Annotated in this window: 23 protein-coding genes; 19 read left to right on the top strand and 4 right to left on the bottom strand. The window is 60.3% G+C overall.

Annotation, left to right across the window (positions count from 1 at the left end; translation table 11 throughout):
• Window positions 1-65: 65 nt before the first annotated feature.
• From glmS to MHK04_RS07855, 11 genes are all read left to right on the top strand, one after another.
• Complete coding sequence (glmS, locus tag MHK04_RS07905) at window positions 66-1,937, top strand: glutamine--fructose-6-phosphate transaminase (isomerizing) (protein ID WP_023020611.1); 1,872 nt, start codon at window positions 66-68, stop codon at window positions 1,935-1,937.
• Window positions 1,938-2,129: 192 nt separating this feature from the next.
• The gene (locus tag MHK04_RS07900; RefSeq protein WP_239208225.1) at window positions 2,130-3,653 is read left to right on the top strand and encodes an ATP-binding cassette domain-containing protein; all 1,524 of its coding nucleotides are present in this window, start codon (window positions 2,130-2,132) and stop codon (window positions 3,651-3,653) included.
• Between the two features lie 82 nt (window positions 3,654-3,735).
• Complete coding sequence (gene alr, locus MHK04_RS07895; protein WP_200289066.1) at window positions 3,736-4,839, top strand: alanine racemase; 1,104 nt, start codon at window positions 3,736-3,738, stop codon at window positions 4,837-4,839.
• Window positions 4,829-5,329 (top strand): tRNA (adenosine(37)-N6)-threonylcarbamoyltransferase complex ATPase subunit type 1 TsaE, encoded by a 501-nt coding sequence (gene tsaE, locus MHK04_RS07890; RefSeq protein ID WP_200288256.1) that lies wholly within the window; start codon window positions 4,829-4,831, stop codon window positions 5,327-5,329. Before alr ends, tsaE begins: the two co-directional genes overlap by 11 nt.
• A gap of 89 nt (window positions 5,330-5,418) precedes the next feature.
• Window positions 5,419-7,008 carry an aspartate:alanine exchanger family transporter gene (locus tag MHK04_RS07885; protein WP_239208262.1) on the top strand — a complete coding sequence of 530 codons (1,590 nt, stop codon included), beginning with the start codon at window positions 5,419-5,421 and terminating at the stop codon, window positions 7,006-7,008.
• Window positions 7,009-7,171: 163 nt separating this feature from the next.
• Window positions 7,172-7,681 (top strand): hypothetical protein, encoded by a 510-nt coding sequence (locus MHK04_RS07880; protein ID WP_239208226.1) that lies wholly within the window; start codon window positions 7,172-7,174, stop codon window positions 7,679-7,681.
• Window positions 7,681-8,388, top strand: a complete 708-nt coding sequence (gene tsaB, locus MHK04_RS07875) for a tRNA (adenosine(37)-N6)-threonylcarbamoyltransferase complex dimerization subunit type 1 TsaB (RefSeq protein ID WP_239208227.1) — start codon at window positions 7,681-7,683, stop codon at window positions 8,386-8,388. The genes MHK04_RS07880 and tsaB overlap by 1 nt, the downstream gene beginning before the upstream one ends.
• Complete coding sequence (locus tag MHK04_RS07870) at window positions 8,385-8,876, top strand: GNAT family N-acetyltransferase (RefSeq protein ID WP_239208228.1); 492 nt, start codon at window positions 8,385-8,387, stop codon at window positions 8,874-8,876. Before tsaB ends, MHK04_RS07870 begins: the two co-directional genes overlap by 4 nt.
• Before the next feature lie 9 nt (window positions 8,877-8,885).
• Window positions 8,886-9,929, top strand: a complete 1,044-nt coding sequence (gene tsaD, locus MHK04_RS07865; RefSeq protein WP_239208229.1) for a tRNA (adenosine(37)-N6)-threonylcarbamoyltransferase complex transferase subunit TsaD — start codon at window positions 8,886-8,888, stop codon at window positions 9,927-9,929.
• Window positions 9,930-10,019: 90 nt separating this feature from the next.
• Window positions 10,020-10,448 carry a hypothetical protein gene (locus MHK04_RS07860; RefSeq protein ID WP_239208230.1) on the top strand — a complete coding sequence of 143 codons (429 nt, stop codon included), beginning with the start codon at window positions 10,020-10,022 and terminating at the stop codon, window positions 10,446-10,448.
• A 122-nt stretch (window positions 10,449-10,570) separates the two neighbouring features.
• The gene (locus MHK04_RS07855) at window positions 10,571-12,007 is read left to right on the top strand and encodes a purple acid phosphatase family protein (protein WP_239208231.1); all 1,437 of its coding nucleotides are present in this window, start codon (window positions 10,571-10,573) and stop codon (window positions 12,005-12,007) included.
• 18 nt (window positions 12,008-12,025) lie between these two features.
• On the opposite strand, the gene MHK04_RS07850 is transcribed toward MHK04_RS07855, so the two are convergent.
• Window positions 12,026-12,661, bottom strand: coding sequence for a response regulator transcription factor (locus tag MHK04_RS07850; protein ID WP_200288249.1), 636 nt, complete (start codon window positions 12,659-12,661; stop codon window positions 12,026-12,028).
• Complete coding sequence (locus tag MHK04_RS07845) at window positions 12,658-13,809, bottom strand: sensor histidine kinase (protein WP_239208232.1); 1,152 nt, start codon at window positions 13,807-13,809, stop codon at window positions 12,658-12,660. Before MHK04_RS07845 ends, MHK04_RS07850 begins: the two co-directional genes overlap by 4 nt.
• Window positions 13,810-13,921: 112 nt before the next feature.
• Between MHK04_RS07845 and MHK04_RS07840 the strand changes: the two genes are divergently transcribed.
• The 5 genes from MHK04_RS07840 to MHK04_RS07820 all read left to right on the top strand — a co-directional run bounded on the left by MHK04_RS07840 (window position 13,922) and on the right by MHK04_RS07820 (window position 20,252).
• A complete protein-coding gene (locus MHK04_RS07840; RefSeq protein ID WP_023020623.1) occupies window positions 13,922-14,527 on the top strand; it encodes an ABC transporter ATP-binding protein in 606 nt (201 codons plus the stop codon).
• Window positions 14,511-15,752: an FtsX-like permease family protein gene (locus tag MHK04_RS07835; RefSeq protein ID WP_200288247.1), complete on the top strand. Its 1,242-nt coding sequence runs from the start codon at window positions 14,511-14,513 to the stop codon at window positions 15,750-15,752. Before MHK04_RS07840 ends, MHK04_RS07835 begins: the two co-directional genes overlap by 17 nt.
• 186 nt (window positions 15,753-15,938) lie before the next feature.
• The gene (groES, locus tag MHK04_RS07830; RefSeq protein ID WP_005322702.1) at window positions 15,939-16,232 is read left to right on the top strand and encodes a co-chaperone GroES; all 294 of its coding nucleotides are present in this window, start codon (window positions 15,939-15,941) and stop codon (window positions 16,230-16,232) included.
• A gap of 8 nt (window positions 16,233-16,240) precedes the next feature.
• Window positions 16,241-17,857 carry a chaperonin GroEL gene (groL, locus tag MHK04_RS07825; protein WP_200288246.1) on the top strand — a complete coding sequence of 539 codons (1,617 nt, stop codon included), beginning with the start codon at window positions 16,241-16,243 and terminating at the stop codon, window positions 17,855-17,857.
• Between the two features lie 67 nt (window positions 17,858-17,924).
• Entirely contained in the window at window positions 17,925-20,252 is a 2,328-nt protein-coding gene (locus tag MHK04_RS07820; protein WP_239208233.1) for an AAA family ATPase, read from the top strand.
• Window positions 20,253-20,262: 10 nt separating this feature from the next.
• Here the strand turns inward: MHK04_RS07820 and MHK04_RS07815 are convergent, their stop codons facing one another.
• A complete protein-coding gene (locus MHK04_RS07815; protein WP_023020627.1) occupies window positions 20,263-20,565 on the bottom strand; it encodes a WhiB family transcriptional regulator in 303 nt (100 codons plus the stop codon).
• A gap of 306 nt (window positions 20,566-20,871) precedes the next feature.
• Here MHK04_RS07815 and MHK04_RS07810 point away from each other — a divergent pair, with 306 nt between their 5' ends.
• Entirely contained in the window at window positions 20,872-21,444 is a 573-nt protein-coding gene (locus MHK04_RS07810) for a sigma-70 family RNA polymerase sigma factor (RefSeq protein ID WP_239208234.1), read from the top strand.
• A gap of 65 nt (window positions 21,445-21,509) precedes the next feature.
• The gene (locus MHK04_RS07805) at window positions 21,510-22,265 is read left to right on the top strand and encodes a hypothetical protein (RefSeq protein WP_239208235.1); all 756 of its coding nucleotides are present in this window, start codon (window positions 21,510-21,512) and stop codon (window positions 22,263-22,265) included.
• A 3-nt stretch (window positions 22,266-22,268) separates the two neighbouring features.
• Here the strand turns inward: MHK04_RS07805 and MHK04_RS07800 are convergent, their stop codons facing one another.
• Window positions 22,269-22,640, bottom strand: coding sequence for a DUF5319 domain-containing protein (locus MHK04_RS07800; RefSeq protein ID WP_239205801.1), 372 nt, complete (start codon window positions 22,638-22,640; stop codon window positions 22,269-22,271).
• A gap of 118 nt (window positions 22,641-22,758) precedes the next feature.
• Here MHK04_RS07800 and guaB point away from each other — a divergent pair, with 118 nt between their 5' ends.
• A complete protein-coding gene (gene guaB / locus MHK04_RS07795; RefSeq protein ID WP_200288244.1) occupies window positions 22,759-24,279 on the top strand; it encodes an IMP dehydrogenase in 1,521 nt (506 codons plus the stop codon).
• Window position 24,280 lies beyond the last annotated feature (1 nt).

Here is a 24,280-nt window from a genome sequence, read left to right as displayed (position 1 = left end):
GTGCCTTGCTTGCCGACGCCCCGCCCGCCTAGAGCTTTGCCCCTTGTGCTGTAAAATCAGCAACCATGTGTGGAATTGTTGGATATATTGGTCACGCTGGTGGTGGCCGTGATTACTTCGCCCTCGACGTAGTTCTGGAAGGGCTGCGCCGTTTGGAATACCGCGGCTATGACTCCGCTGGCGTAGCAATGTACGCCGATGGAGATATCAGCTGGCGCAAGAAGGCCGGTAAGGTCGCTGCGCTGGATGCTGAGATTGCAGCCCGCCCGTTGCCTGACTCCGTGCTGGGCATCGGCCATACCCGCTGGGCTACCCATGGTGGCCCCACCGACCTGAATGCGCACCCGCACGTGGTCGATGGCGGCAAGCTGGCAGTGGTACACAACGGCATCATCGAGAACTTTGCGGAGCTCAAGTCCGAGCTTTTGCACAAGGGCTATAACTTCGTTTCCGAGACCGATACCGAGGTCGCTGCCACCTTGCTGGGAGATGTCTTCCACAATGAGGCAGCCGGCGACCTGACCAAGGCTATGCAGCTAACCTGCGCTCGCCTGGAGGGCGCGTTTACCCTGCTGGCCATCCACGCCGAACAGGCCGATCGCATCGTTGCCGCTCGCCGCGACTCCCCGCTGGTTATCGGCTTGGGCGAGGGCGAGAACTTCCTCGGCTCCGATGTATCCGGCTTTATTGATTACACCAAGTCTGCCGTGGAGATGGACAACGACCAGGTTGTGACCATCACCGCGGACGAGGTGGAAATTACCGATTATGAGGGCAACCCTGCACAGGGCAAGCCTTTTGAAATCAAGTGGGATGCCGCCGCTGCGGAAAAGGGCGGCTTTGATTCCTTTATGGAAAAGGAAATCCACGACCAGCCTTCCGCCGTGCGCGATACCCTGCTGGGTCGCTTCGATGAGCAAGGCCAACTGACCCTCGATGATCTGCGCATCGATGAGACCGTGCTGAAGTCCATCGACAAGATCATCGTCATTGCCTGCGGTACCGCCGCCTACGCTGGCCATGTGGCACGCTACGCCATCGAACACTGGTGCCGCATTCCTACCGAGGTCGAGCTCGCTCACGAGTTCCGCTACCGCGATCCGATCGTGAACGAGAAGACTCTCGTTGTTGCGCTGTCCCAGTCCGGCGAGACCATGGATACCTTGATGGCCGTGCGCCACGCCCGCCAGCAGGGCGCCAAGGTCATTGCCATCTGCAATACCCAGGGCTCGTCCATCCCGCGCGAATCCGATGCCGCGCTCTACACCCACGCCGGCCCGGAAATCGCCGTGGCCTCTACCAAGGCCTTCCTCGCGCAGATTACCGCCACCTACCTGCTTGGCCTTTACCTGGCTCAGCTGCGTGGCAATATGTTCGCCGATGAGATCCAGGGCGTTCTCGCTGAGCTGCGCCACATGCCGGATAAGGTCCAAAGCGTCATCGACGAGGAAGACCAGGTGGCCAACCTGGCCAATTCCATGAAGGACGCGGAATCCGTGCTCTTCTTGGGCCGCCACGTGGGCTTCCCGGTGGCTCTCGAGGGTGCGCTGAAGCTCAAGGAGATCGCTTATCTGCACGCCGAGGGCTTTGCCGCAGGCGAGCTCAAGCACGGCCCAATTGCGCTTATTGAAGAAGGCCAGCCGGTCTTCGTTATCGTGCCATCTCCACGTGGCCGCGACTCCCTGCACTCCAAAGTCGTCTCCAATATTCAGGAGATCCGTGCCCGCGGTGCTATCACCATCGTGATCGCGGAAGAAGGCGATACCGCCGTGGAGGATTACGCTAACCACGTCATCCGCATCCCGAAGGCGCCGACCCTCATGCAGCCGCTGCTGGCTACCGTGCCGCTGCAGATCTTCGCTGCCCACGTAGCCAAGTCCAAGGGCTACGACGTGGACCAGCCTCGCAACCTGGCCAAGTCCGTGACCGTGGAGTAATCCACTCCAAGCGTCCGCCGTTAGGCCCCCTTACCTGCCGCGTTTCTTGCGTGGTAGGAAAGGGGGCTTTGGCATTTCTTTGCAGCTTGAAACTGTTATGCTTTAGGGAGCAATCGTTGTCGGTGAAAGGAGTAGGCAGTGCTCATCCGTCGTGTTTTCGCCTAAAACACTAAAGGAAGAACGGATTTAAGCATGCCTATTTTATTAAATGATCTTTCCCTTATATGGCCCGATGGAACGACCTGCTTCAGTGGCCTAAACGGTGCCTTTTCTGGCCCTTTAACTGCACTAATTGGGGATAATGGTGCAGGGAAGACAACTCTATTAAACGTCATCCTTGGAAATATCTTGCCTACGGCCGGAACGGTGGAAAAGCCGGAATCGGTAGCTTACCTGCCACAAGACCTTGCTTGGAATAGAGATGACATAGTAGCAGACATCTTCGGCGTCACCCAAGTGCTCGCGGCGATTTCCGTAGTCGAATCTGGTGAGTATGACCCAGAACTCTATGAGTTAATTGAGGAGCAATGGGACGTTGGTGAGCGCATTAGCGCTGCCCTTTCCGCCGCTGGATTGGATATCCCGTTGGACCGCCCTATCGAAAGCCTCTCTGGAGGGGAAGCGGTCCGCGTCGCTTTGGTGGCGGTGTTCTTGTCCGAGCCAGATTTCATTATCCTCGATGAACCGACCAATAACCTCGACGGAGCTGCAAAGAAACATCTGAAAGATATGTTGGTAAATGCCGCGGCGCCGGTGTTAGTGGTAAGCCATGACAAAGACCTGTTAGATGTAGTTTCCGAGGTAGCGGAGCTAAGGGATGGGAACCTACGCTTCTTCCAGGGCAATTATTCCGATTACCTTGCCACAATTGATGCAGAACAGGAAGCTGCGCAAAAGGCAGTGTCCACCGCCAAAGCGACTTATAAGCAACAACTCCGCGAACAACAAGCAATGCAAACACGGATTGCGCGTGATGCGCGCCGAGGAAAGAAGTTCGCAGAGGCGAAGCGCAAACCTGGTATGACGATGAAGCTTGATAAACAGCGAGCCGAAAAGACGGCATCGCGCAGAGCACAGCTGCATTCAGACGCAGTTGAAACAGCTCAACGCTCTATAGCTCGAGCAGAGCGAAATATACGTGATAATGACTCGGTGTATATCGAGCTGCCACAAACTGAACTGCCTGAAGGAAAGCGAGTTATTTCGGTGCCCGGGCTATCGATTGTTGGCCCCGAACGCGTGCGCCTGTCAGGACCAAATGGAAGTGGCAAGACCACGCGCTTAGACCGAATTAACTCCGGTGAAGAGGGCTACGTTATCGACAACTTAGGGTACTTACGTCAGCGAATTGTGTTAGATCCTTCTCTCAGCGTGTGGGACGTGGTTACTAACGCGAATCCACAAGAGGAACCGCAGTTTATCCGCGATCAGCTTGCTCAGTTGTTGTTTCAATCTGACTCGGTTCATGCGTTGACAGGGACCCTTTCGGGAGGCGAAAGATTTAGGGCGGAATTCGCCAGAGTGCTCTTGGCGGATCCGGCGCCGCAATTGCTAATGCTCGATGAGCCGACCAACAACATTGATATTTCAACTGTTGATTGGCTGGTCTCGGTATTGAAAAACTATCGAGGCGCATTACTAGTGGTGAGCCATGATGAAGATTTCTGCTCGCGGATAGAACTTACGAGGCAAGTTTCCATAGAGGACATTGGATGAGCCGACTCCAAGGTGGAGCTATCGCGAGTGAATGCGCCACCACCCGCCCGAATTCAGCAAAAGGGTGAGCAGTGGCACAATGGTGGACATGCTGAAAACCACCATTGATCTCTCCGCCATCGCGCACAACGTCCGCCTCATCAAAGAAAAGGTAGGGCCTGAGGTCAAGCTCATGTGCGTGGTCAAGGCCGATGCCTATGGCCACGGCGCGGCCAAAGTCGTGCCGGTAATGGCGCGCGCAGGTGCGGATAGCTTTGGAGTGGCCACTCTGCGGGAGGCGGTGGACTTGCGCCGCGCGGGTGTGGAGACACCCATCGTGGCGTGGATTTGGCAGACGGACGAAATCCTCGAAGAGGCACTTGCCTGCGGCATTGAAGTAGCAGTTAACTCTCTTGAACAGGCACATAAGCTGGTTAAAGCCGATTTTCCTGCTGAGGTATATGTCAAGGTAGAAACCGGCATGCACCGTTCCGGCGTGGATGAAGAGGATTGGGCGGACACTTTCAAGGTGCTGCGCGACGCCCCACATATCAAGGTTCTCGGCCTTATGTCGCACTTTGCCTGTGCTGATGAGCCGGATAATCCACACAACGACGCCCAAGAGGAGGCGTTCCGCAAGGCCCTGCGGCTCGCGCGCGAGATTGGGCTGGAGTGTCCAGTCAATCACCTGGCCAATTCACCAGCTGTGCTGACGCGTCCTTCCTCCTATTTTGAGCAGGTACGTGTAGGCGCCGCCTGCTATGGTTTGGAGCCTATTGACGGCCGCGAGCATGGTCTGCGCCCAGCCATGACCTGGTCCGGGCAGATTTTTAACGTAAAGCCGATTCAGCCAGGGGAAGGCACCTGCTATGGACTGACCTGGAAGGCGGATGAGCCGGGATTTTTGGCCACCGTGGATTGCGGATACGCCGATGGTCTACCGCGTGGTTATCAAGGCGATTTGCATGTAGGCATCGGCGGGCACCTGTATCCACAGGTAGGTCGAATCTGTATGGATCAGATTGTGGTGGACCTGGGCGACAACCCCCATGGTGTGGACACGGGTCAAGATGCCGTGATTTTCGGCAACGGGGGAGTATCGGCTACGGATCTCGCCGCGGCGGCAGGAACCATCAACTACGAGGTGGTCTGCTTGCCCGATGGCCGCACCGAACGCGAATACATAGGAGAAGAAGATGCGCAGTAGCTTTCCGGAATCCGGCAGCCGTGACCTATCCACGGTGGAAGAAACCTATGCCTTCGGCGCAGAGCTGGGTGCGGCGCTCGAGGCTGGCGATGTGGTGATCCTGGATGGGCCATTGGGGGCTGGAAAGACGACGCTAACGCAGGGCGTCGCCAAGGGCATGCAGGTCAAGGGGCGGGTAACCTCGCCGACCTTCGTGATTGCCCGGGTGCACCGCTCAACCGTAGGTGGGCCGGACCTCGTTCACGTTGATGCCTACCGTTTGCTCGATGAAGGCGGCGCTAATTCCGGGGATCCGCTAGGGGAGCTCGATGCTTTGGACTTGGACACGGAGCTAGAAGACGCCGTGGTCATCGCCGAATGGGGCGGGGGACTGGTAGAGCAGATTGCGGAGCACTACCTGTTTATTAGCATCGACCGCGAGCCGGCGGAATACGCGGGCGCAGACGAGGATGTTCGCCGCTTTACGTGGTCGTTGCGGGGCGGTCATTAGCACAAATGTCCGCCTAAAGTGCGGATAAGTGATGAATCTCCTACGCGGAGAATTTGCCCCGGGTATAACCAGTGCGTAATTCTATTGAGGTGTTGAATTTTCTCGCCTCTAGTCCTTTGCTATCTCTCTTCGTCATCATGGCGGTGGGTCTAGCGATTGGCAAGATTAAGATCTTCGGCATCTCCCTCGGTGCCGCGGCTGCGATGTTTGTGGCGCTGGGTCTTTCTACTGCCAATCCTGATATCCAAATTCCGCCTTTGGTCTATCAATTTGGCTTGGCGATTTTCGTTTATGCCATTGGCCTCAGCTTCGGGCCCTCCTTCGTCCGCGAGTTTAAGACCCGTGGCTGGAAGCTCACGGTATTCATGCTGGGAATGTTGGTAATCCTGGTTGCCGTAGGCTTTGGCCTCATCCGCGCCTTTGGCCTGAGCACGCCAGAAGCTACCGGTATGTTTGCCGGTTCGCTTTCTTCCACACCGGGTATGGCCGCCGTGGTGGAAATGGTGGGCGATTCCACCCCGGTTGTCGGTTACTCCCTGGCCTACCCGGGTGCGGTTATCGGCGCTATTCTCGTTGCCGCCATCGGCGCTAAGGTGGTCAAGGTCAACCATGAAGAAGATGCCCGCGCAGAGGGCATGATTCCCGCCGAGCTTGTGGCCAAGGGTGTGCGCTTGACCAAGAATTTTAATGACACCGCTGGTCATATCTATCGCGTAACCGGTCAGACCGTCGTTGCTACTCGTATCATTTCTGACGAAGAGCGCCACCGCCTGGCTGTTCCAGAAATGCCGCTGTGTGAGGGTGAGGCTTATCTGCTTAACGGCTCTGAAGAAGCCGTCGATAAGGCCATCGAGGTCTTGGGTGAGGAACACCCGGTGGAGCTGACCGAGGATGCAGGTTTAAAGTACACCCGCGTTACCGTGTCCAACCCGGATATTGCCGGTAAGTCGATCCGCGAGATCAAAGCTCTTGACCACGGCTTTATCATCGCTCGTGTCCGCAAGGGCGATAAAGACCTCGTCCCGCACCCGGATACGGTGCTTAACTATTCTGACCGCGTTCGCGTAGTAACCAGCCCGAGCCGCCTGCCGTACGTGCGCAAGTACCTCGGTGACTCTGAAGCTGCTTTGGGTAACGCGGACCTGCTATCCATGGCTATCGGCCTGACGCTGGGTATGTTGCTCGGCCTCATTCCGATTCCGATGCCGGGCGGCTCCACCTTGCAGCTAGGCTTCGGCGGCGGCCCCGTGGTCGTCGGCCTGCTGCTGGGCTACCTCAACCGGACGGGTCCGCTTAACTGGCAGATGCCGTTTCACACGCGCGAAACCATTTCTAATATGGGACTGACCCTCTTCCTCGCTGGCGTGGGCACCTCGGCCGGCGCCTCCTTCCGCGATGCCCTAACTGATCCGTCCTCCCTGACCATCATGGGCGTGGGCCTTATCATCACCTTGATCTCCGCCATTCTTATCGGTGTCATCGGCATGCTAGTGCTGAAGCTGAAGTGGGACGAGGCCATGGGCTGTGCGGCTGGTATGACCACCAACCCTGCGGTCTTTGCCTATATTCGTGACCAAACCGGCACCGAGCTGGCAGCTCGTGGATGGGCCACGGTTTATCCCACCACGATGATCGGCAAGATTATTGCCGCGCAGGTATTGCTCCTGTTGTTGCTATAGCGCCAATACATCGCGTTAATTACTCACCCACAGGGTCGCCCGCCTACACTGGCAGGCACTACCCTGTGGGTTTTGTGTTGCGGTTAACCAGGTAGCATCGGTTGCCAGATAAACCGCCCACCGCCTGAAACTTAAAAACTTTTCAAGGAGCCTTACTCACCCCATGACTAAATTCGCTCGCAACCTTACCGCCGCCATTATCGCCATCTTTATTGTTGTCATGATGGTTCTCCTCGCCTCGTCTACCCTGCGCGAGGACAATCCATTGGAGGGAAACCTCAGCTCCACGCTGTCTAAGACGCCGAAAAACCTGGAGGCGATGAGCCTTATTCCTTCCGATGTCTACGGCAAGGACTATGCCGCTATTGGCTTCATCTGCCCGGGCATGAAGGAAGATAAGGTCAAAGAGGCACAGATCGATACCAAGGACATCACTTTTGAAGATGGCAAGGTCCCAGAGGGCAAGAGCTATGCGGTTGCCATCTCCCAGAGCACTGAGCCCTTCATCGAAGAGCTGGACCCGGAAAAGGTCGAAGTCTGTGAAATGATCAATACCCAAATCAAGGCCATGGAGCAGCAGGGCCAGAGCCTGGATGGCGGAGTACCGATGGTCCAGGGCGCTCAGCCTTTGGCGTTCCAGCGTCAGGATGGAACCTGGAAGCTGGTTGGCTAATGCGCGTCCTCGCGATCGACACGGCAACTACCGCCTTGGTCACCGGGGTAGTAGATACCGCCACTGGGCAGACCACCGAGCGCGTATTGGAAGATACCCGCGCTCATAATGAGCTGCTCATACCTACGATCACTGACGCCCTCGCAGAGGCAGGCATGGAGTATTCCGACCTAGATGCGGTGGTCACCGGCGTGGGCCCAGGCCCGTTTACCGGGTTGCGCGTGGGGATGGCGACTGCCTCCGCGCTTGCCGACGCCCTGTCCATCCCCCTCCACGGCGTATGCACCCACGATGCAATCGCCCATGCTGCCGGCCTCCCCGCGAGCCCCGCAGACGCGGACGGCGAGGCCACCGCCTTGGTGGCTACCGACGCACGCCGCAAAGAGATCTATTGGGCCACCTACCGCGCCACCGATTCTGGTGTGCAGCGCATCTCTGGTCCTGAGGTAACTAAGCCGGCAGAAGTTGAGGTGGGACTCACCGGTACTGCCGAGGTCATCATCCCCGAGCGCCTCGCCGCTCAGCTACCGGAGGAGCTGACCGAGCTGCCGCACCGCGCGGCCCATCCCACCGCAGCAGCCCTAGTGGCTGTAGCTGACCTCACTGCGGAACCGGCCCCCGTTGTGCCGCTCTACCTACGCCGCCCGGATGCGGTTCCGCCGAAGCAGCAACAGCTGTCGGCCGCCATCCCCAAGGTGGAACTGTGAAGCTGCGCGAGTTGACCCCGGCCGACGCACCCCGGTGCGCCGAGCTGGAAAAGGTCCTTTTCCCCGGAGAGACCCCATGGTCCAGCGGAGTCTTCCACCAGGAAATGGCCCAGCCCTTCAACTTCTATTTCGGGGTAGAAGGCGCGCTCGACCCCGCGCACGAATCCACAGTGCTGCTAGGTTATGCGGGAATCGGCATGATGGGGCCAGCGGCTGATCCAGAATTTGAAATCCACACCATCGGCGTCGATCCCGCCGCACAGCGCCGCGGCATCGCTCGCATGATGATGGACAATATTTGTCATATTGCGGATCTTAAAGACGCCCCGGTCTTCCTCGAGGTACGGGTAGGCAACGAACCTGCTATCGGCCTTTATGAGGGGTATGCCTTTGCCAAGCAGGGGATGCGTAAGAATTATTACCAACCTTCCGGAGCAGATGCGCACGTGATGGTGCGCCCGCGCCAGTCCGAGCGTCAAGAAAAATAAGGAGCAGTCATGAAGATCATGGGCATCGAGTCCTCCTGCGATGAAACCGGCGTGGGCATCGTCGAGCTTAGCGAGGACGGTCACATGGAGATCCTCGCTAATGCCGTCGCCTCGTCCATGGAGCAGCACGCGCGTTTCGGAGGTGTCGTCCCAGAGATCGCCTCCCGCGCTCACCTTGAAGCCATGCCGCAGGTCATGCAGGCGGCGCTCAAAGAGGCCGACATCGCCAAGCCAGATGCCATCGCCGCCACCGTGGGGCCCGGCCTGGCCGGCGCGCTGCTGGTGGGGGCCTCGGCCGCCAAGGCCTATGCCGCAGCCTGGGGCGTGCCTTTTTACGGCGTGAACCACCTTGGCGGCCACGTTGCCGTGGCCAACCTGGAAGACGAAGAGCTGCCGCACTCGGTGGCCCTTTTGGTCTCGGGTGGGCATACGCAGCTGTTGGAGGTTGAGGCCGTCGGCAAGCCCATGCGCGAGCTGGGCTCTACGCTTGACGACGCCGCCGGTGAAGCCTACGACAAAGTCTCCCGTCTCCTCGGTTTGGGCTACCCCGGTGGCCCGGTGATTGATAAGCTCGCCGCCCGCGGCGAAGCCACCATCGATTTCCCGCGCGGCATGTCCCGCGCCGAGGATCTGCGCGGCCCGCACCGCCACGATTTTTCCTTCTCTGGGCTCAAGACCTCCGTGGCCCGCTACGTGGAGCGCGCCGAAAAGGCAGGGGAAACCATCAGCGTGGAAGACGTCTGCGCTAGCTTCCAGGAAGCCGTGGCCGATGTTCTGACTGCCAAGGCCGTCCGCGCCTGCGCAGATACTGGCGCCCGCGTCCTGCTGCTGGGAGGAGGTGTGGCCGCAAATTCCCGCCTGCGCGAGTTGGCCGCCGAGCGCTGTGCCGCCGCTGGGGTCGAGCTGCGCGTGCCGCGCTTTTCGCTGTGTACCGACAATGGCGTGATGATCGCGGCCATTGGTGCGCAGCTTATTCATGAAGGTGCTCAGCCCTCTGGCCTCGGAGTTGGCACCGATACCCAGCTGGATGTGGAAGAGCCGCAGTTAACCTAAAGTTCTTCTTTCTCGCTCTGCAGACGGGGTGGGGGCCGGTACCCTAAAAGGCGTTCATGCCCTCTTGGCTTTGTGAAGGAGCTTTCTCTCATGACCGTCGGTTTCCTTGTCAACCCTGATCTCACCCGCCGCAAGCTGGAGTTCGAGCTAGAGCACGCCAACCAGTTTTTGGGCGGCACCGCCGAGGACCGCGTCTCCGTAGTATTCCAAGAAGACGGCACCACCTATGCGGCGCTCTACAACCCCGAAGCCAAGGCCGAAGGCGCCGAACCCAACCCAGTAGCCTCCTTGGCGCGCAACGCCGCCGCCACCGGCAATGCCGCTTTCTTGCAAGACCCCATCCGCTCCATTTGTGGTCCGGTCATCTTCGTTGATGCCGAGGGCGAAGATAAAACCATTGACGCCGTCATCGAGTCCGTGGAGCAGGGCATTCGCGCCGTCAAGAACTACCGCGAAGATAACCCAGAGGAGTACACGCTCTGGCGCGCGGCCGTTATCAATTCCACCAAGAGCCTTTAAACCTAGCCCCTCACAGGTAGGGTTCAAGCGCTTTTCGCGCGCTCGTAATACGGTGTTCACATTCTTATGGTGTCCTAGGGAGCCGTACTGCTTTTTCTAAGACTCCAAAAGGTGAAAACTGTATGCTTCGATCATCGCGCTTCGTCGCCTCCTTCGTTACCGCCCTTGCCGTGGGCGGTGCCGCCACCATCGTGCCCGCCACCCCGGCGCTGGCCGCTGATTCGCCCATCTACCGCACCATCCTGCAGCCGGGCGAGGATGAATCCCAGGTAATGGTTACGTGGCGCACCAAGTCCAAAGCCGACGAAGTCCTCGAGGTTACCGGCCCGGAAGGCACCAAGACTTTCCGCGCCGAGGAACGCGATTACGGCGCCCTGCTTTATAAATCCCAGTTCGCCACCGCCACCGATCTGCAGCCGGATACCGAGTACTCCTATCGCGTCGGTTCCGAGGAAAGCGGCTGGTCCGAACCAGAAACCTTCAACACCGGCTCCAACGGTGATGAGTGGTCTTTCCTCACCGTTGCGGACCCACAAATCGGCGTGGACCTCAAGGTAGATGACCAAGCGGAGCAATGGCGCAAAACCATCGCTCACGCGGCTTCCCATGTGCCCAATGCCAACATGATCTGGTCCCTAGGGGATCAAGTAGAAGGCTGGGGCGCCCAAGTGCCGCAGTACGATGCCTACTTCTCCGCCCCGGAAATTCGTCACATCCCGACCAATACCGTTCCGGGCAACCACGAGACTTATAACCTCACCATGAAACATCATGATGAGCACTTCTCTAACCCCCACCAGGCCGAAGATATCCGCGACCACTACTTCGAGCGCAATAACGTGCTCTTTATTGGCCTGGACTCCAATGCTTCTTCCGACGCCGATATTGCTCGCCACGAGCAATTCCTGCGCGAGGCCGTGGAATCTCGTGGCGCGGATAATGACTGGATCGTAGTTGGCATGCACCACGGTCCGTATTCACAGGGCTCGCACCACTTTGATAAGGACGTCACCAACCTGCGCGAGAAGCTCACCCCGGTACTCTCTGAGCTCAACGTGGATGCCGTGCTCTCCGGCCACGACCACATCTACACCCGCAGCCACCTGATGAAAAACAACAAGCCAGTCCTGCCAGAAAAGAAGCCGCAGCGCGGCGATGTCCTCGAACCCAAGGATGGTGAGGCCTTGTATCTGACCACCACCACCGCGGGTGGCGGCAAGTACTACGACTTCACTGACGTTAATAATCAGAAGCACAAGGGCGCACGCATGGAGACCATCGATCCGAAGCTCGCCCATGAGTCCACCGCCATGTGGCGCCAGGACTACACCGAGGACTACATGCGCGTGGATGTCTCCGATGACAAGCTCACCTTCGCTACCTTCAACGAAGCCGATAACACCCTGGTAGACAAGGTTTCGCTGAAGAAGAAGGACCGTGGCGCTGCGCCTGCCGACGCCTCTACCGACCCCGACACCCCAGAGGTGCCACAGGATCCGGAAGGCGGCAGCTCCCTGAGCTCCAGCGATGCTTTGAGTGGACTCAGCTCCAAGAAGTAGCTCGCGTCGCCGGCGTTATTAGCGCTCGGTGTGGCGCAGCCACGCCAGCACGGCCTTGACCCGTCGGTTAGAATCCTCGGGCAGGAACCCGAGCTTCGTAAAAACATTGGAGACATGCTTGCTTACCGCGCCAGCGCTAAGAACGAGCGTGTCTTCAATTTCTTTATTGCTCAACCCCTGCGCCATCAGTCCCAGCACCTCCCGTTCGCGGGCGGTGAGTTGGGCGAGGCCAGTGCGCTTTGCAGACAGCAGTGCCGTAACCACCTCTGGGTCCACCACGGTGCCGCCGCGGGCGACCTCGTCGAGCGTGCGCACGAATTCCTCTACATCAGAGACGCGCTCTTTGAGCAGATAGCCAAATCCCCCGTGCTCCAAGAGGCGGTCGAGGTAGCTTGCCGCTACGTATTGGCTTAGCACCACCACTGGTTGGGTAGGGTTTAGCGCTCGCAGGTCATGGACGGCTCGCAGGCCGTCGTCAGTCATGGTGGGCGGCATGCGCACATCGCTGATAATGAGGTCGAAGGCTTCTCGCCCAGCGATTGCGCGCAGTTCTTCGGCATCCGTGGCGGCTGTAACTCTATGGCCCAAAGAGCTGAGTAGCTGCTCGAGCCCGGCGCGCAGCAGCGCGGAATCTTCCGCGAGTAATAGTTTCATTCCGCCTCCTTCAGCGGCAGCTCGACTAGTAGTCGGCCGCCGCGTTCGCCCGCGGCAGTCTCGTGTGCCGCGGCAAGTTTTAGCGTGCCGCCCAGTGCGGCGGCGCGCTCGCGTAGCCCGGCTATGCCGGTACCGGCTCCCGACGTGGCGACTGTCGCCGCGTCCGTGGTGGACGCCTTGGCCGTGGGGCTGAGGTCGGGGCCGGTGCCATTATCAACGATGTCCAGGCGCAGCATGTCCCCGAAAGTAACCGTTACCTTCGCCTCGGTGGCCGCGCCGTGCTTGGAGGCATTGGTAAGTGCCTCGGCCACCGCATGATAGGCCAGCAGGGCAGTGGTCTCGTCCACGGAGCGTTCCGGCCCGTCCACGTGCAGTTCAGTCTCCAGCCCGGAGTGGGCGAGTAGCTCGTCGAGGGCGGGGATAAGCCCGGCGTCGAAAAGCACCTGCGGGGCAATGCCGCGCACCGTTGCGCGCAGGGAAGCCAGGGCCAAAGAAGCATTATGTTCCGCATCGGCCAAAGCAGGCAGCGCCTCGGACGGGGCCTGCAACTTCGCCGCCGCCAAGTTGAGCTTGAGCGCGGTCAGGTACTGCTGCGGTCCATCGTGCAGCTCGCGCTCGATGCGGCGGCGCTCGCCGGAGAAGGCATCGATAAGCGTGGCGCGCGAGGCCGCCAACTCCTCGGCCGAGGGGCTCAACGCCAGCCGAGTCAACGAGGTCGACGCCAAGACCAACAGGCGGTTGAGCCCCACCAATAAAGCCACCAGCAACGGCGCGGTGAGCCAGCAGGTAAAGAAAATGAGCGGCCGGTTGGTGGTAGACCACTCGCCAAAGGAGAATTCGGTCTTTGGCACGAATGGCGCAATGACCAGCACACCCGCCGTAAAACCCAAGGCAGTCCACGCGGCAAAGCAGGCAGCTGAAAGCAATAGCTGCATAATAAGGTGATAAAACTGCTGCCAATCAAACCACCGGCCCGCACGCCGGGAAGGGATCTCCACGCCCATCCACCGTGCACCCAACCGGCCGACAAATTCCGCGGCGCGTCCCACCAGCGGAACCCACGGCAGCATCAGCACCGAAACCACCAACGCCGGGATAAATAGCGCGCCAAGGACAAGGCTCCACGCGCAGGCTTTGAGGGTTCGCATAACCCAAGAGCCTAGCCGCCTTACCCGGCGTGGAGCAGTAGAGCTAGCTCTACCATTTTCTGGGCAGCCCGCCCCATGTCTTTCTTCTGCGCGGCCGAGTGGAATCAAAGGCATGTTAAAAGCAGAAAATCTCACTAAGCGCTACGGCCGCCGCACTGTGCTCAAGCGGGTCACTGTTTCCATCGCCCCGGGCGAATTCGTCGCCATCATGGGGCCTTCCGGTAGCGGTAAAACCACGCTCCTAAACCTGCTATCCGGGCTGGATAAACCCACTTCCGGACAAGTCAACGCGCCGGGGCGCAGGCAGCGTGCCTTTGTATTCCAGGACTATAACCTCTTGGAATCCCTCAATGCGCAGCGCAATGCCACCTTGACCGCGCGATTTTCCGGCCGGCGCCCGTCACGCAGCCGGGTGGCGGAGGTCTTTGATTCGCTCGGCCTTGCTGGTCTGGAGCGCCGCCTGCCCGCACAGCTTTCCGGTGGTCAGCAACAACGCGTGGCTGTAGCCCGGGCCCTGCTGGCTCAAGCGCCCTATATCTTCGCCGACGAACCCACAGGCGCGCTTGACGACGCCACCGCATCCACCGTCCTTTCCCACCTGCGCACCGCCGCCCGCGATGGCGCCAGCGTGATTATGGTGACCCACTCGCACCTCGCCGCTGAAGCGGCCGACCGCGTTATTTCCCTTGAGGAGGTAGCCCATGCTGGTGTGGCTTAAGGACTTACAGTCCAATTGGTTATCGTGGCTGGCCGTGGCGCTGACGTTGGTGGTCTCTTCCACCTCGTGCACCCTGGCGCTAGCCATGCTGGTCGCCTCCTCCGGGGCCGAAGAAAACCCCGCCGGCCCGGTGGGCGGCACGGTACTCGGCATGGCCCTGTGCGTGGTGGTGTTGGTGACGCTATCGCAGATGCGCCTTATCATCGCCGAGCGCGAGCCGGTCTACCGTTCCTGGCGCATGGTGGGGATGCCCGGGTGGATGATTATTGCCTTCATTCTGGGCCAGGTCGCCGTAATCAGCGCGGCCGCAGGGCTCCTTGGCGTACTGCCGGCCCGCCCGCTGCTTGCACCGTGCGTGCGCGCGCTGCGCAGCGATGGCATCCCCATGCCCGACATTGTCATTACCGGCCAGGTCACGGTCATTGCGGTCATAGTCTGCATGTCCGCGGCCCTGGTTGGCGCGCTGCCTCCACTGCGCCGAGTCTTCCGGCCGCGCACCACCGCACACCCGGCCTGGACCGTGGTGAAATTTGTACTTGCGGCCGCGGCCCTCGGCGGCACGGTCTACGGGTGCCTGCACATTGCCGATCCCGGCGATCTTCTCTCGGCCGAGATGGGCTTGGTCATCCTCGTCGCCCTCTTTTGGCCCTGGCTTATGCCCGCTATCGACCAATGGAGCCGCGCGGCCGGCATCGCTGGGGCCAATGTGCGCGTGCGCCGGCGTTTTTCCACCCCGCACATCGTGCCGTGGGTGCTGGTCGGTGGGTTTATCGTCGCCGTAGGCTCTGGCCTGCGCTTTGAAAGCTCCGCAGGCGCCGGCGGCACCCTATCGTCCTGGCAGGTCTTCGTCGCCCTTTTAGGGCCTGTCTTTGCCCCCAGCCTCGTGAGTGCCGTGCTCACCTCGCTGCTCATGCATGGGCGCATCGCCTCCGATATCCGCGGCCTCACCCTCGCCGGCGCCGCTCCTCTAGCCTGGATCCGCGTGCAGGTGGGGGAGGCGGCCTGCCTCACCCTGACCGCGGCCGGCGTGGTCTGTGCACTGTGCTTGGCGACGCTCCTCCCACTCCATCACCTGCTCACCCCGCAGGTTCCTTTCGGCCGGACGGTGGTGGAGCAGCTGTGGTGGCCGGCCTTCGCCGTGATTTTTGGTGCGATGTTTATCGCACTGGGCGTCGTCAAGCTGGCGCTTGCCGGCTTTGTACGCGCGGGGAATCGGGAGCGCTGAAAGGATCGCTGAGGGCTTAAGAATGTGGGCCGCGTCATTGTTGAGGGTTAGCAGTCGCGAGGGTAGAGTGCTAATCAGGTTGTTTGACCCACAGTTGTTCACCCGCGACGACGGCTGTGCTGGACATCCACAACCGGCACGCGCGTGCCATACCGGCGCGCATACGAACACTACGGAGGAAACATCATGGCAAACATTAAGCCTCTCGAGGACCGCGTCCTCGTACAGATCGTAGAAGCTGAAACCACCACCGCTTCCGGCCTGGTTATCCCGGATTCCGCTAAGGAAAAGCCGCAGGAAGCTACCGTCGTTGCAGTAGGCCCAGGCCGCACCAACGACAAGGGTGAGGTCACCCCGGTAGGCGTCAACGAGGGCGATACCGTGGTCTTTTCCAAGTACGGCGGCACCGAGCTGAAGTACAACGGTGAGGAGTACCTGCTGCTGTCCTCCCGTGACCTGCTCGCCGTCATCGAGAAGTAGGCCTCACTATGGCAAAGCTTATTGCATTCGACCAAGAAGCCCGCGAGGGAATTCAGCGCGGCGTCGATACGCTGGCTGATGCCGTCAAGGTCACTCTCGGCCCGCGCGGCCGCAACGTCGTGCTGTCCAAGGCTTTTGGCGGCCCCACCGTCACCAATGATGGCGTGACCATCGCCCGCGATATCGACATCGAGGAACCATTCGAGAACCTCGGCGCCCAGCTGGTTAAGTCCGTTGCAGTCAAGACCAACGACATCGCAGGTGACGGCACCACTACCGCCACCTTGCTGGCCCAGGCACTCATCTTCGAAGGCCTGCGCAACGTCGCAGCTGGCGCTAACCCAATCGAGCTTAACCGCGGCATCGCGGCGGCGGCCGAAAAGGCCGTGGAGGAGCTCAAGGCCCGTGCCACCGCAGTCAATTCCTCGTCCGAGATTGCCCAGGTAGCCACCGTCTCTTCCCGCGACCCGGAGGTCGGCGAGATGGTTGCCGGTGCTATGGACAAGGTGGGCAAGGACGGTGTTGTCACCGTCGAAGAATCCCAGACCATCGACTCCGCCGTCGATGTCACCGAGGGAATTTCCTTTGACAAGGGCTACCTTTCCCCGTACTTCGCTACGGAGGAAGAGACCTACCACGCCGTGCTGGACGACGCCGCTGTGCTCCTCGTCCGCAATAAAATCTCCTCCCTGCCGGACTTCCTGCCGCTGCTGGAGAAGATCGCCGAGACCAACCGCCCAACCCTCATCATCGCAGAGGACGTTGAGGGTGAGCCGCTGCAGGCGCTCGTCGTCAACTCCATCCGCAAGGTGCTCAAGGTCGCAGCCGTGAAGGCTCCGTACTTTGGCGAGCGCCGCAAGGGCTTCATGGATGACTTGGCCGTCGTTACCGGCGCCACCGTCATCGACCCAGAGGTGGGCGTTAACCTCAACGAGGCTGACCTCGACGTTTTGGGCTCCGCTCGCCGCGTGACCATCACCAAGGAAGACACTGTCATCGTCGATGGTGGCGGCACCGCTGAAGCGGTAGAGGAGCGCCGCGAGCAGATCCGCCGCGAAATCGAGCGCACCGACTCCACCTGGGATAAGGAAAAGCTGGAGGAGCGTCTGGCAAAGCTTTCTGGTGGCGTGGCCGTCATCCGCGTCGGCGCCGCTACCGAGACCGAGGTCAACGAGCGCAAGCTGCGCGTCGAAGACGCCATCAACGCGGCCCGCGCGGCCGTGGAAGAAGGAGTCATCGCCGGCGGTGGCTCTGTGCTGGTCCAGATCTCTAAGGAGCTGGAGTCCTTCGCTGAGGGCTTTGAGGGCGAAGCAAAGGTCGGCGTCCTCGCCGTCGCCCGCGCCCTGACCCGCCCGGCATACTGGATTGCTGAAAACGCTGGTCTCGACGGTGCTGTTGTCGTTTCCCGCGTTGCTGAGATGACCAACGGTGAAGGCTTTAACGCCAATACCCTTGAGTACGGCAACCTCATCGATAACGGCATCATCGACCCCGTCAAGGTCACCCACTCGGCCGTGGTCAACGCCACCTCCGTGGCCCGCATGGTTCTTACCACCGAGGCCTCCGTGGTGGAAAAGCCACAGGAAGAGCAGCCAGCTGACACCGGTCACGGCCACCAGCACTAAACTGGGCTACCAACATCGCCCGCCCCGCTTTGCGCGCGGCGGGTTTTGTTGTGCCTAGACTAGGGCCGTGGAATACATCAAGGTCACCGGTGCGCGGGAAAATAACCTGCGCGATATCTCCCTGTCTATCCCCAAGCGCCAGCTCACCGTCTTTACCGGCGTGTCCGGCTCCGGCAAATCCTCCCTGGTTTTCGGCACCATCGCAGCCGAGTCTCAGCGGCTTATCAACGAGACCTACCCCGGCTTTGTGCAGGAGTTTATGCCGTCATTGGCTAGGCCGGACGTCGATAAGCTAGAGCATCTTACGGCCGCCATCGTGGTAGGCCAAGAGCCGATGGCTGCCTCCTCCCGCTCAACCTTTGGTACCGCCACTGATATTACTGCCATGTTGCGCGTATTGTATTCGCGCGCGGCCTCCCCGCGCGCCGGCGGACCAGCGGCCTATTCCTTTAATGTGCCCTCCGCCTCCGGACAGGGCGCCATCGAGGTCAACGGTACGAAAGAGGTGCGTCGCTTCGAGCGCACCGGTGGCATGTGCCCCGAATGCGAGGGCACCGGCCGCGTCTCCGATATTGATCTCTCCTGCCTAGTCAACGAAGAACTCTCGCTTGCCGACGGCGCCATAATCTACCCCGGTATGAAGCCTGACTCCTGGATGTGGCGCGCCTACGCCGAATCCGGCCTCTACCCGGCCGATATCCCCGTTAGTGAGTTCACCGCAGAGCAAAAGGAGGCGCTCTACTACACCGAAACCAAAACCAAGGTCGGCGGGGTCAATATGAGCTACATGGGCTTGGCCACGCGCCTGCGCAAAAACGTGCTGAGCAAGCCGGTAGATAGCCTGCAAAAGCACATGCGGGCCTTCGTAGAGCGCGCCGTTGTCTTCGTATCCTGCCCCGACTGCCATGGCACGCGCTTGGCTCGTCACGGCCGCGAATCCTATATCGAGAGCGCTTCCATTGCGGACCTATGCGAGATGGAGCTAAATGACCTGCGCCGTTGGCTCGCGCGACTCTCCCTGCCGGCCGTGCAGCCCCTCGTCGATTCCATTTCCGCGGCCGTGGGCAACGCCATTGAGCTCGGATTGGGCTACCTCACCCTCGCCCGTGCGGCCGGCACGCTCTCCGGCGGCGAGGCCCAGCGCACCCGTATGGTCCGCCACCTGGGCTCTGCGCTTTCCGACGTCACCTATGTCTTCGACGAACCCACCGCCGGCCTGCATCCGAATGATTGCGAGCGCATCAATAGCCTCCTAGTGCGGCTGCGCGATAAGGGAAATACCGTGCTGGTGGTCGAGCACAACCCCTCCACCATTGCCGCGGCGGACTACGTGGTAGACCTCGGCCCAGGTGGCGGTGGCGACGGCGGCCGCATCACCTTCAGCGGCACCCCCGCACAACTGCGTGCGGCCGATACCATCACCGCCCGTTACATGTCTGAGCCCGTCGCGTTAAAAGACACCGTGCGCACATCTACCGGTACCTTCGCCGTTCGCGGGGCGCAACGCAATAACCTGCGCGGAATCGACGTCGATTTCCCAGAGGGAGTCTTGACCGTCATTACTGGAGTCGCAGGCTCCGGAAAATCCTCGCTCACGGCCGAGATTCCAGCCGTAGTAGGGGAGCGTTTGCTCAGCATCGGCCAGGCCCCTATCAAGGGCTCGCGCCGATCCAATCCCGCGACCTATACTGGTGCGCTCGACTCCATCCGCAAGGCTTTCGCCAAGGCCAATGGGGTAAAACCCGCGCTCTTTTCGGCCAATTCCGAAGGCGCCTGTCCAAAGTGCAATGGAGCGGGCGTAGTCTACGTGGAATTGGGCATGATGAGCGGGATAGATGTCACGTGTGAAATCTGCCAGGGGCGCCGCTTTTCGGCCGATGTGCTGGCCTATACCTTGGGTGGTCGTACCATTGCGGACGTCTTCGAACTCTCGGCTGCTCACGCCGCCGATTTCCTGCGAAAGGTCAAAGTTCCGGCGGCGGCGAAGATTTGTGACACCTTGTGTACCGTCGGGTTGGGGTACGTGACCCTAGGCCAGCCGCTGTCTACCTTGTCCGGCGGTGAGCGCCAACGTCTCAAGCTCGCCGCGCACCTAAGCGATAAGAAGTCCACCGCTGACGTGCTGGTCCTTGATGAGCCCACTACCGGCCTTCACCCAGCGGATACCGCGCGGATTTTGGCGCTGCTGGATGAACTGGTGAACACCGGCCACACCGTCATCTGCATTGATCACAATCTTGCTGTGATCGCCCATGCGGATCACGTCATTGACTTGGGCCCCGGAGCCGGTTCGGCCGGCGGTCAGGTGGTCTTTAGCGGCACACCAGCAGACTTAGCCGAACAGCGTGACTCGGTGACGGGGCGTTTTCTTGCCGACGCCCTCGTCTCCCCCTAACTTTCCCGCCTTAGGCGTTGACCGGTGCGGCGGCGCGGCGGCGCTGGCGAAGCTCTACCACGCGTTCGGATTCGCTCATTCCGCCCCATACGCCGTAGGGCTCGGCGGATTGCAGGGCATGCTCGCGGCACAAATCAATGACCGGGCAAGAATTGCAGATGGCTTTGGCGCGATTCTCGCGCTGGGCGCGGGCGCGGCCGCGCTCGCCATCCGGGTGATAAAATACGTCCGAGTTTTCTCCGCGGCAGGCGCCTTGTAGCTGCCAATCCCACAGGTCAGCGGTGGGACCGGGAAGCAAATGAGGCTGAGACACGTTACTAAGCTCCTTTGTAAGGGCGAGAATTCTTGTGTGGCTTCCGCAGCGTCGCGGAAAGCAACCTCACGTAGTGTTTCGCGCGTGGGTAAACGGTGGGTTACCGATTTTTGACTTTTAAGTATTATTCTCGCACTTCCTCTTCCTGCACCATGGTTTACCAGCGCAAACGCCGAAGGTTAACGGTTTGTGAATTTTCTGCCGCTCAGCTTGCATAGGTAATGGGGCTGCGCGTTGCCTTTGCATAAACTCCCCGTGTGCCAATATGGTTAGTTACCGGTCGAAAACATCTCAGAGGGTGCATACGTGAGCGATAGGGAACAGGAGCTAGCGGATCTCGTTCCGCATGCCGTCGACGGCAGCCGTCGAGCGCTGCAAAAAGTCCTGCAGATCATTCACCCGCAGGTCCTGCGTTACTGCCGCGCCCGCATCGGGGGCGGCCGCCAACCCACCGCGGAAGATGTGGCCCAAGAGATTTGCCTAGCAGTGGCTACCTCGATTGGTTCCTATGAGGACAAGGGCCGTCCTTTTATGGCCTATGTTTATGGCATCGCATTTAATAAGGTCACTGATGCTCACCGCGCGATGGGCCGCGATAAGTCCACGCCTACCGAAGAAATTCCGGAAGACTCCGCGCGTGAAGCCACTCCTGAAGAGTGGGCGCTAGAGGCCGACGGTAGTAACAGAATGCGCGCCTTGCTCGATACATTAAGTGATAAGGCGAAAAACATCGTTATTCTGCGCGTGTTCAACGGTTTGTCAGCAGAAGAGACTGCGGAAATTGTGGGTTCCACTCCAGGCGCGGTCCGTGTGGCACAACACCGAGCACTAGCTCAATTGCGAAAGACCCTCCAAGTCGCGAAGGAAACTGCACACTAAGGGGCTTGTGGCCCAATCTCACAGCAGGTATTTCATAACAGAAAGGAAGGGGGAGAGACACCATCATGGCTTCTAAGCACCACGGCGATAACGACGACCTAGCGGACCAGCTCCAGCCCTTGGTCGATGATGATGCATTCCTCACTGAGCTTTCGAAAGGCAACGACCCTTCCGACCGTCAGGATGACCTGGCGGGGTTGCTGCTGGAGTTAAAGGGGGACGTCGACAAGCACATGCCTCCGGCCCCGCTGGTAGAAGGCGCTGAGGCGGAGCCTCAGGTTATTGATCTTGGTAAGGCGCGCAAGCGTCGCCGCGGCGGGCCTTTCGTGCATGGTCTCATTGGCGCGGCCGCTGCAACCCTAGTCATTGCTGGAGCCGGTGGCGCAATGCTGCATGCCGGAACTTTTGATAAAGGGGATAAGACCCGCAATGTAGAGCTGGCCGGAACGCTGGAAGAGATGGAATCTCGCGCGGCCGAAGGCGATATTGAAGGTGCTCGGGAACTGATGAGGGATGCCCGAGCCAAGCTGGACGCGGCCGAAGGCAAGGAAGAAAAGGCCATCGCCGCCAACAGTGAGGCGGAACACAAGCGCTCTGCGCACCCGAAGCCCGCCCCGCACACCGTGACGGAGACCGCCACCGAAACCGTGGCGGAAGAAGCTTCCCAACCGGAACAGCAGCCGGAGCAGGTTACCGTGACCGAAACTCAGTACGCCACCGAAACCGTGGTGGTCACGGAACAAGGGCAGCCAAACCCGCAGCTCAACCCCAACGTTGAGGATGAGCCGACGACCACCATCGAGTTGGGCCAGCAGCAGTAGAAGCTAGCGGCCCTCTAGGCCATCCAAGTAACCCAGGGCGTAGTCCCAGGGAACATAGCGGGAGGGATCCGGCTCGGCGCCTGGCTCATGCACTGGCGCTAGCTCCCCTTCGAGCGTGGCGCGCATATTTGCGGCCATGATATCCCACTCATAAAAGTGATTTTCCTGGCAATCCTCGCAGAGGAAGAAGATGCCGTCGATGCCGCGCGGGCCGAGGATGGACGCGAATTTCTGCACCAGCGCGAGGTCGTGGATGATGGCGATTCGGTCGTCGTCGGTAAGCGGCATGGCCTGCTCGTCCTCCTCCAGGAAGGAGGCGGGGTCATTCGGGTCATCGGCGAAAGGATCGCGGGGCATATTGGCGAAGAAGTTCACGCCTGCGAGCCTATTGAACTTACCCTCCCGAGGCAATTTACCCCTGCCCAAATGGTGTCGTCGGCCGGCAAAGCACTACAGTTGTGGTAGCCGCTAAACCTGTTAAGGAGAGACCTCGATGAGCGAGAACCGTATTCATACTGGTGGAGATGACCCGAACAAGGTAGCCCTGCGCGGCCTGACCTTTGACGATGTGCTTCTGTTGCCCGCCGAATCCAATATCGTGCCCTCCGAGGTCGATACCGGCGCGCAGTTTACCCGCAATATTCGCCTCGGCGTCCCGCTTGCCTCGGCCGCCATGGATACCGTGACTGAGGCCCGCATGGCCATTGCCATGGCGCGCCAGGGCGGCATCGGCGTGCTGCACCGCAACCTGTCTACCGAGGACCAGGCCGAGCAGGTAGAAATAGTCAAGCGCTCCGAGTCCGGCATGGTCACCGACCCCATCACTGCCCGCCCGGATATGACCATTGGGGAGGTAGACGCGCTGTGCGCCCGCTTCCGTATCTCCGGCCTGCCGGTGGTAGATGAGGACGGCACTTTAGTCGGTATTTGCACCAACCGCGATATGCGCTTCGAGCCTGACTTTGATCGCAAGGTCAGCGAGGTTATGACGGCCATGCCGCTCGTCGTAGCGCGCGAGGGCGTATCCAAGGAGGAAGCCCTCGAGCTGTTGTCGGCCAATAAGGTGGAAAAGCTGCCCATCGTCGATGCGGATAATAAGCTCACCGGCCTGATTACCGTCAAGGACTTTGTAAAGTCCGAGCAGTACCCTAACGCGTCGAAGGACTCGGCCGGCCGCCTGTTGGTTGCGGCCGGCATCGGTACCGGCGAGGAGTCCTACCAGCGCGCCGCCGCGCTTGTCGACGCCGGCGTGGACGCCCTCGTCGTCGATTCCGCCCATGCCCACAACAACCGCGTGTTGGAAATGGTTTCCCGCGTCCAAAAGGACTTTGGCTCCAAGGTCGATGTCATCGGCGGTAACCTTGCCACCCGTGAGGCCGCCCAGGCAATGATTGATGCCGGCGCGGATGCCATCAAGGTCGGCATTGGCCCGGGCTCCATTTGCACCACCCGCGTCGTCGCTGGCGTGGGAGCGCCGCAGATTACGGCCCTGATGGAAGCCGCCGCGGTAGCTGGCCCGGCCGGTGTACCGGTGATCGGCGATGGCGGCATGCAGTACTCCGGCGACGTCGCCAAGGCCCTAGCGGCCGGCGCCGATACCGTCATGCTGGGTTCCATGTTTGCAGGGACCACTGAGGCGCCCGGTGACATCGTGGTCTACCAGGGCAAGCAGTACAAGCGCTACCGCGGCATGGGCTCCATGGGCGCCATGCAGGGCCGTGGACTTTCCGGCGAAAAGCGCTCCTATTCCAAGGATCGCTACTTCCAGGCCGATGTCCGCAGCGAAGACAAGCTGGTTCCGGAAGGCGTCGAGGGTCGAGTGCCTTTCCGCGGCGATATCGATGCCATTGTGCACCAGATCGTCGGCGGTTTGCGCGCATCAATGGGCTATACCGGCTCCGCCACCCTGGCTGAGCTAAAGACCAAGCGCTTCGTTCAAATCACCGCCGCGGGCCTGAAGGAATCTCACCCGCACCACCTGCAGCAAATCGCAGAAGCACCAAACTACCGCTAGG

Source organism: Corynebacterium nasorum (assembly GCF_022345765.1).
GTDB lineage: Bacteria > Actinomycetota > Actinomycetes > Mycobacteriales > Mycobacteriaceae > Corynebacterium > Corynebacterium kefirresidentii.
Note: the sequence above shows the minus strand (reverse complement) of the source record. Positions and strands in the feature narration are given on the sequence as shown.

Excerpts from the sequence above, each read along its gene's own strand:
- glmS (WP_023020611.1), top strand. The coding sequence starts at position 66 with ATGTGTGGAATTGTTGGATATATTGGTCACGCTGGTGGTGGCCGTGAT.
- MHK04_RS07900 (WP_239208225.1), top strand. The coding sequence starts at position 2,130 with ATGCCTATTTTATTAAATGATCTTTCCCTTATATGGCCCGATGGAACG.
- tsaE (WP_200288256.1), top strand. The coding sequence starts at position 4,829 with ATGCGCAGTAGCTTTCCGGAATCCGGCAGCCGTGACCTATCCACGGTG.
- MHK04_RS07880 (WP_239208226.1), top strand. The coding sequence starts at position 7,172 with ATGACTAAATTCGCTCGCAACCTTACCGCCGCCATTATCGCCATCTTT.
- tsaB (WP_239208227.1), top strand. The coding sequence starts at position 7,681 with ATGCGCGTCCTCGCGATCGACACGGCAACTACCGCCTTGGTCACCGGG.
- tsaD (WP_239208229.1), top strand. The coding sequence starts at position 8,886 with ATGAAGATCATGGGCATCGAGTCCTCCTGCGATGAAACCGGCGTGGGC.
- MHK04_RS07860 (WP_239208230.1), top strand. The coding sequence starts at position 10,020 with ATGACCGTCGGTTTCCTTGTCAACCCTGATCTCACCCGCCGCAAGCTG.
- MHK04_RS07855 (WP_239208231.1), top strand. The coding sequence starts at position 10,571 with ATGCTTCGATCATCGCGCTTCGTCGCCTCCTTCGTTACCGCCCTTGCC.
- MHK04_RS07850 (WP_200288249.1), bottom strand. The coding sequence starts at position 12,661 with ATGAAACTATTACTCGCGGAAGATTCCGCGCTGCTGCGCGCCGGGCTC.
- MHK04_RS07845 (WP_239208232.1), bottom strand. The coding sequence starts at position 13,809 with ATGCGAACCCTCAAAGCCTGCGCGTGGAGCCTTGTCCTTGGCGCGCTA.
- MHK04_RS07840 (WP_023020623.1), top strand. The coding sequence starts at position 13,922 with ATGTTAAAAGCAGAAAATCTCACTAAGCGCTACGGCCGCCGCACTGTG.
- MHK04_RS07835 (WP_200288247.1), top strand. The coding sequence starts at position 14,511 with ATGCTGGTGTGGCTTAAGGACTTACAGTCCAATTGGTTATCGTGGCTG.
- groES (WP_005322702.1), top strand. The coding sequence starts at position 15,939 with ATGGCAAACATTAAGCCTCTCGAGGACCGCGTCCTCGTACAGATCGTA.
- groL (WP_200288246.1), top strand. The coding sequence starts at position 16,241 with ATGGCAAAGCTTATTGCATTCGACCAAGAAGCCCGCGAGGGAATTCAG.
- MHK04_RS07805 (WP_239208235.1), top strand. The coding sequence starts at position 21,510 with ATGGCTTCTAAGCACCACGGCGATAACGACGACCTAGCGGACCAGCTC.
- guaB (WP_200288244.1), top strand. The coding sequence starts at position 22,759 with ATGAGCGAGAACCGTATTCATACTGGTGGAGATGACCCGAACAAGGTA.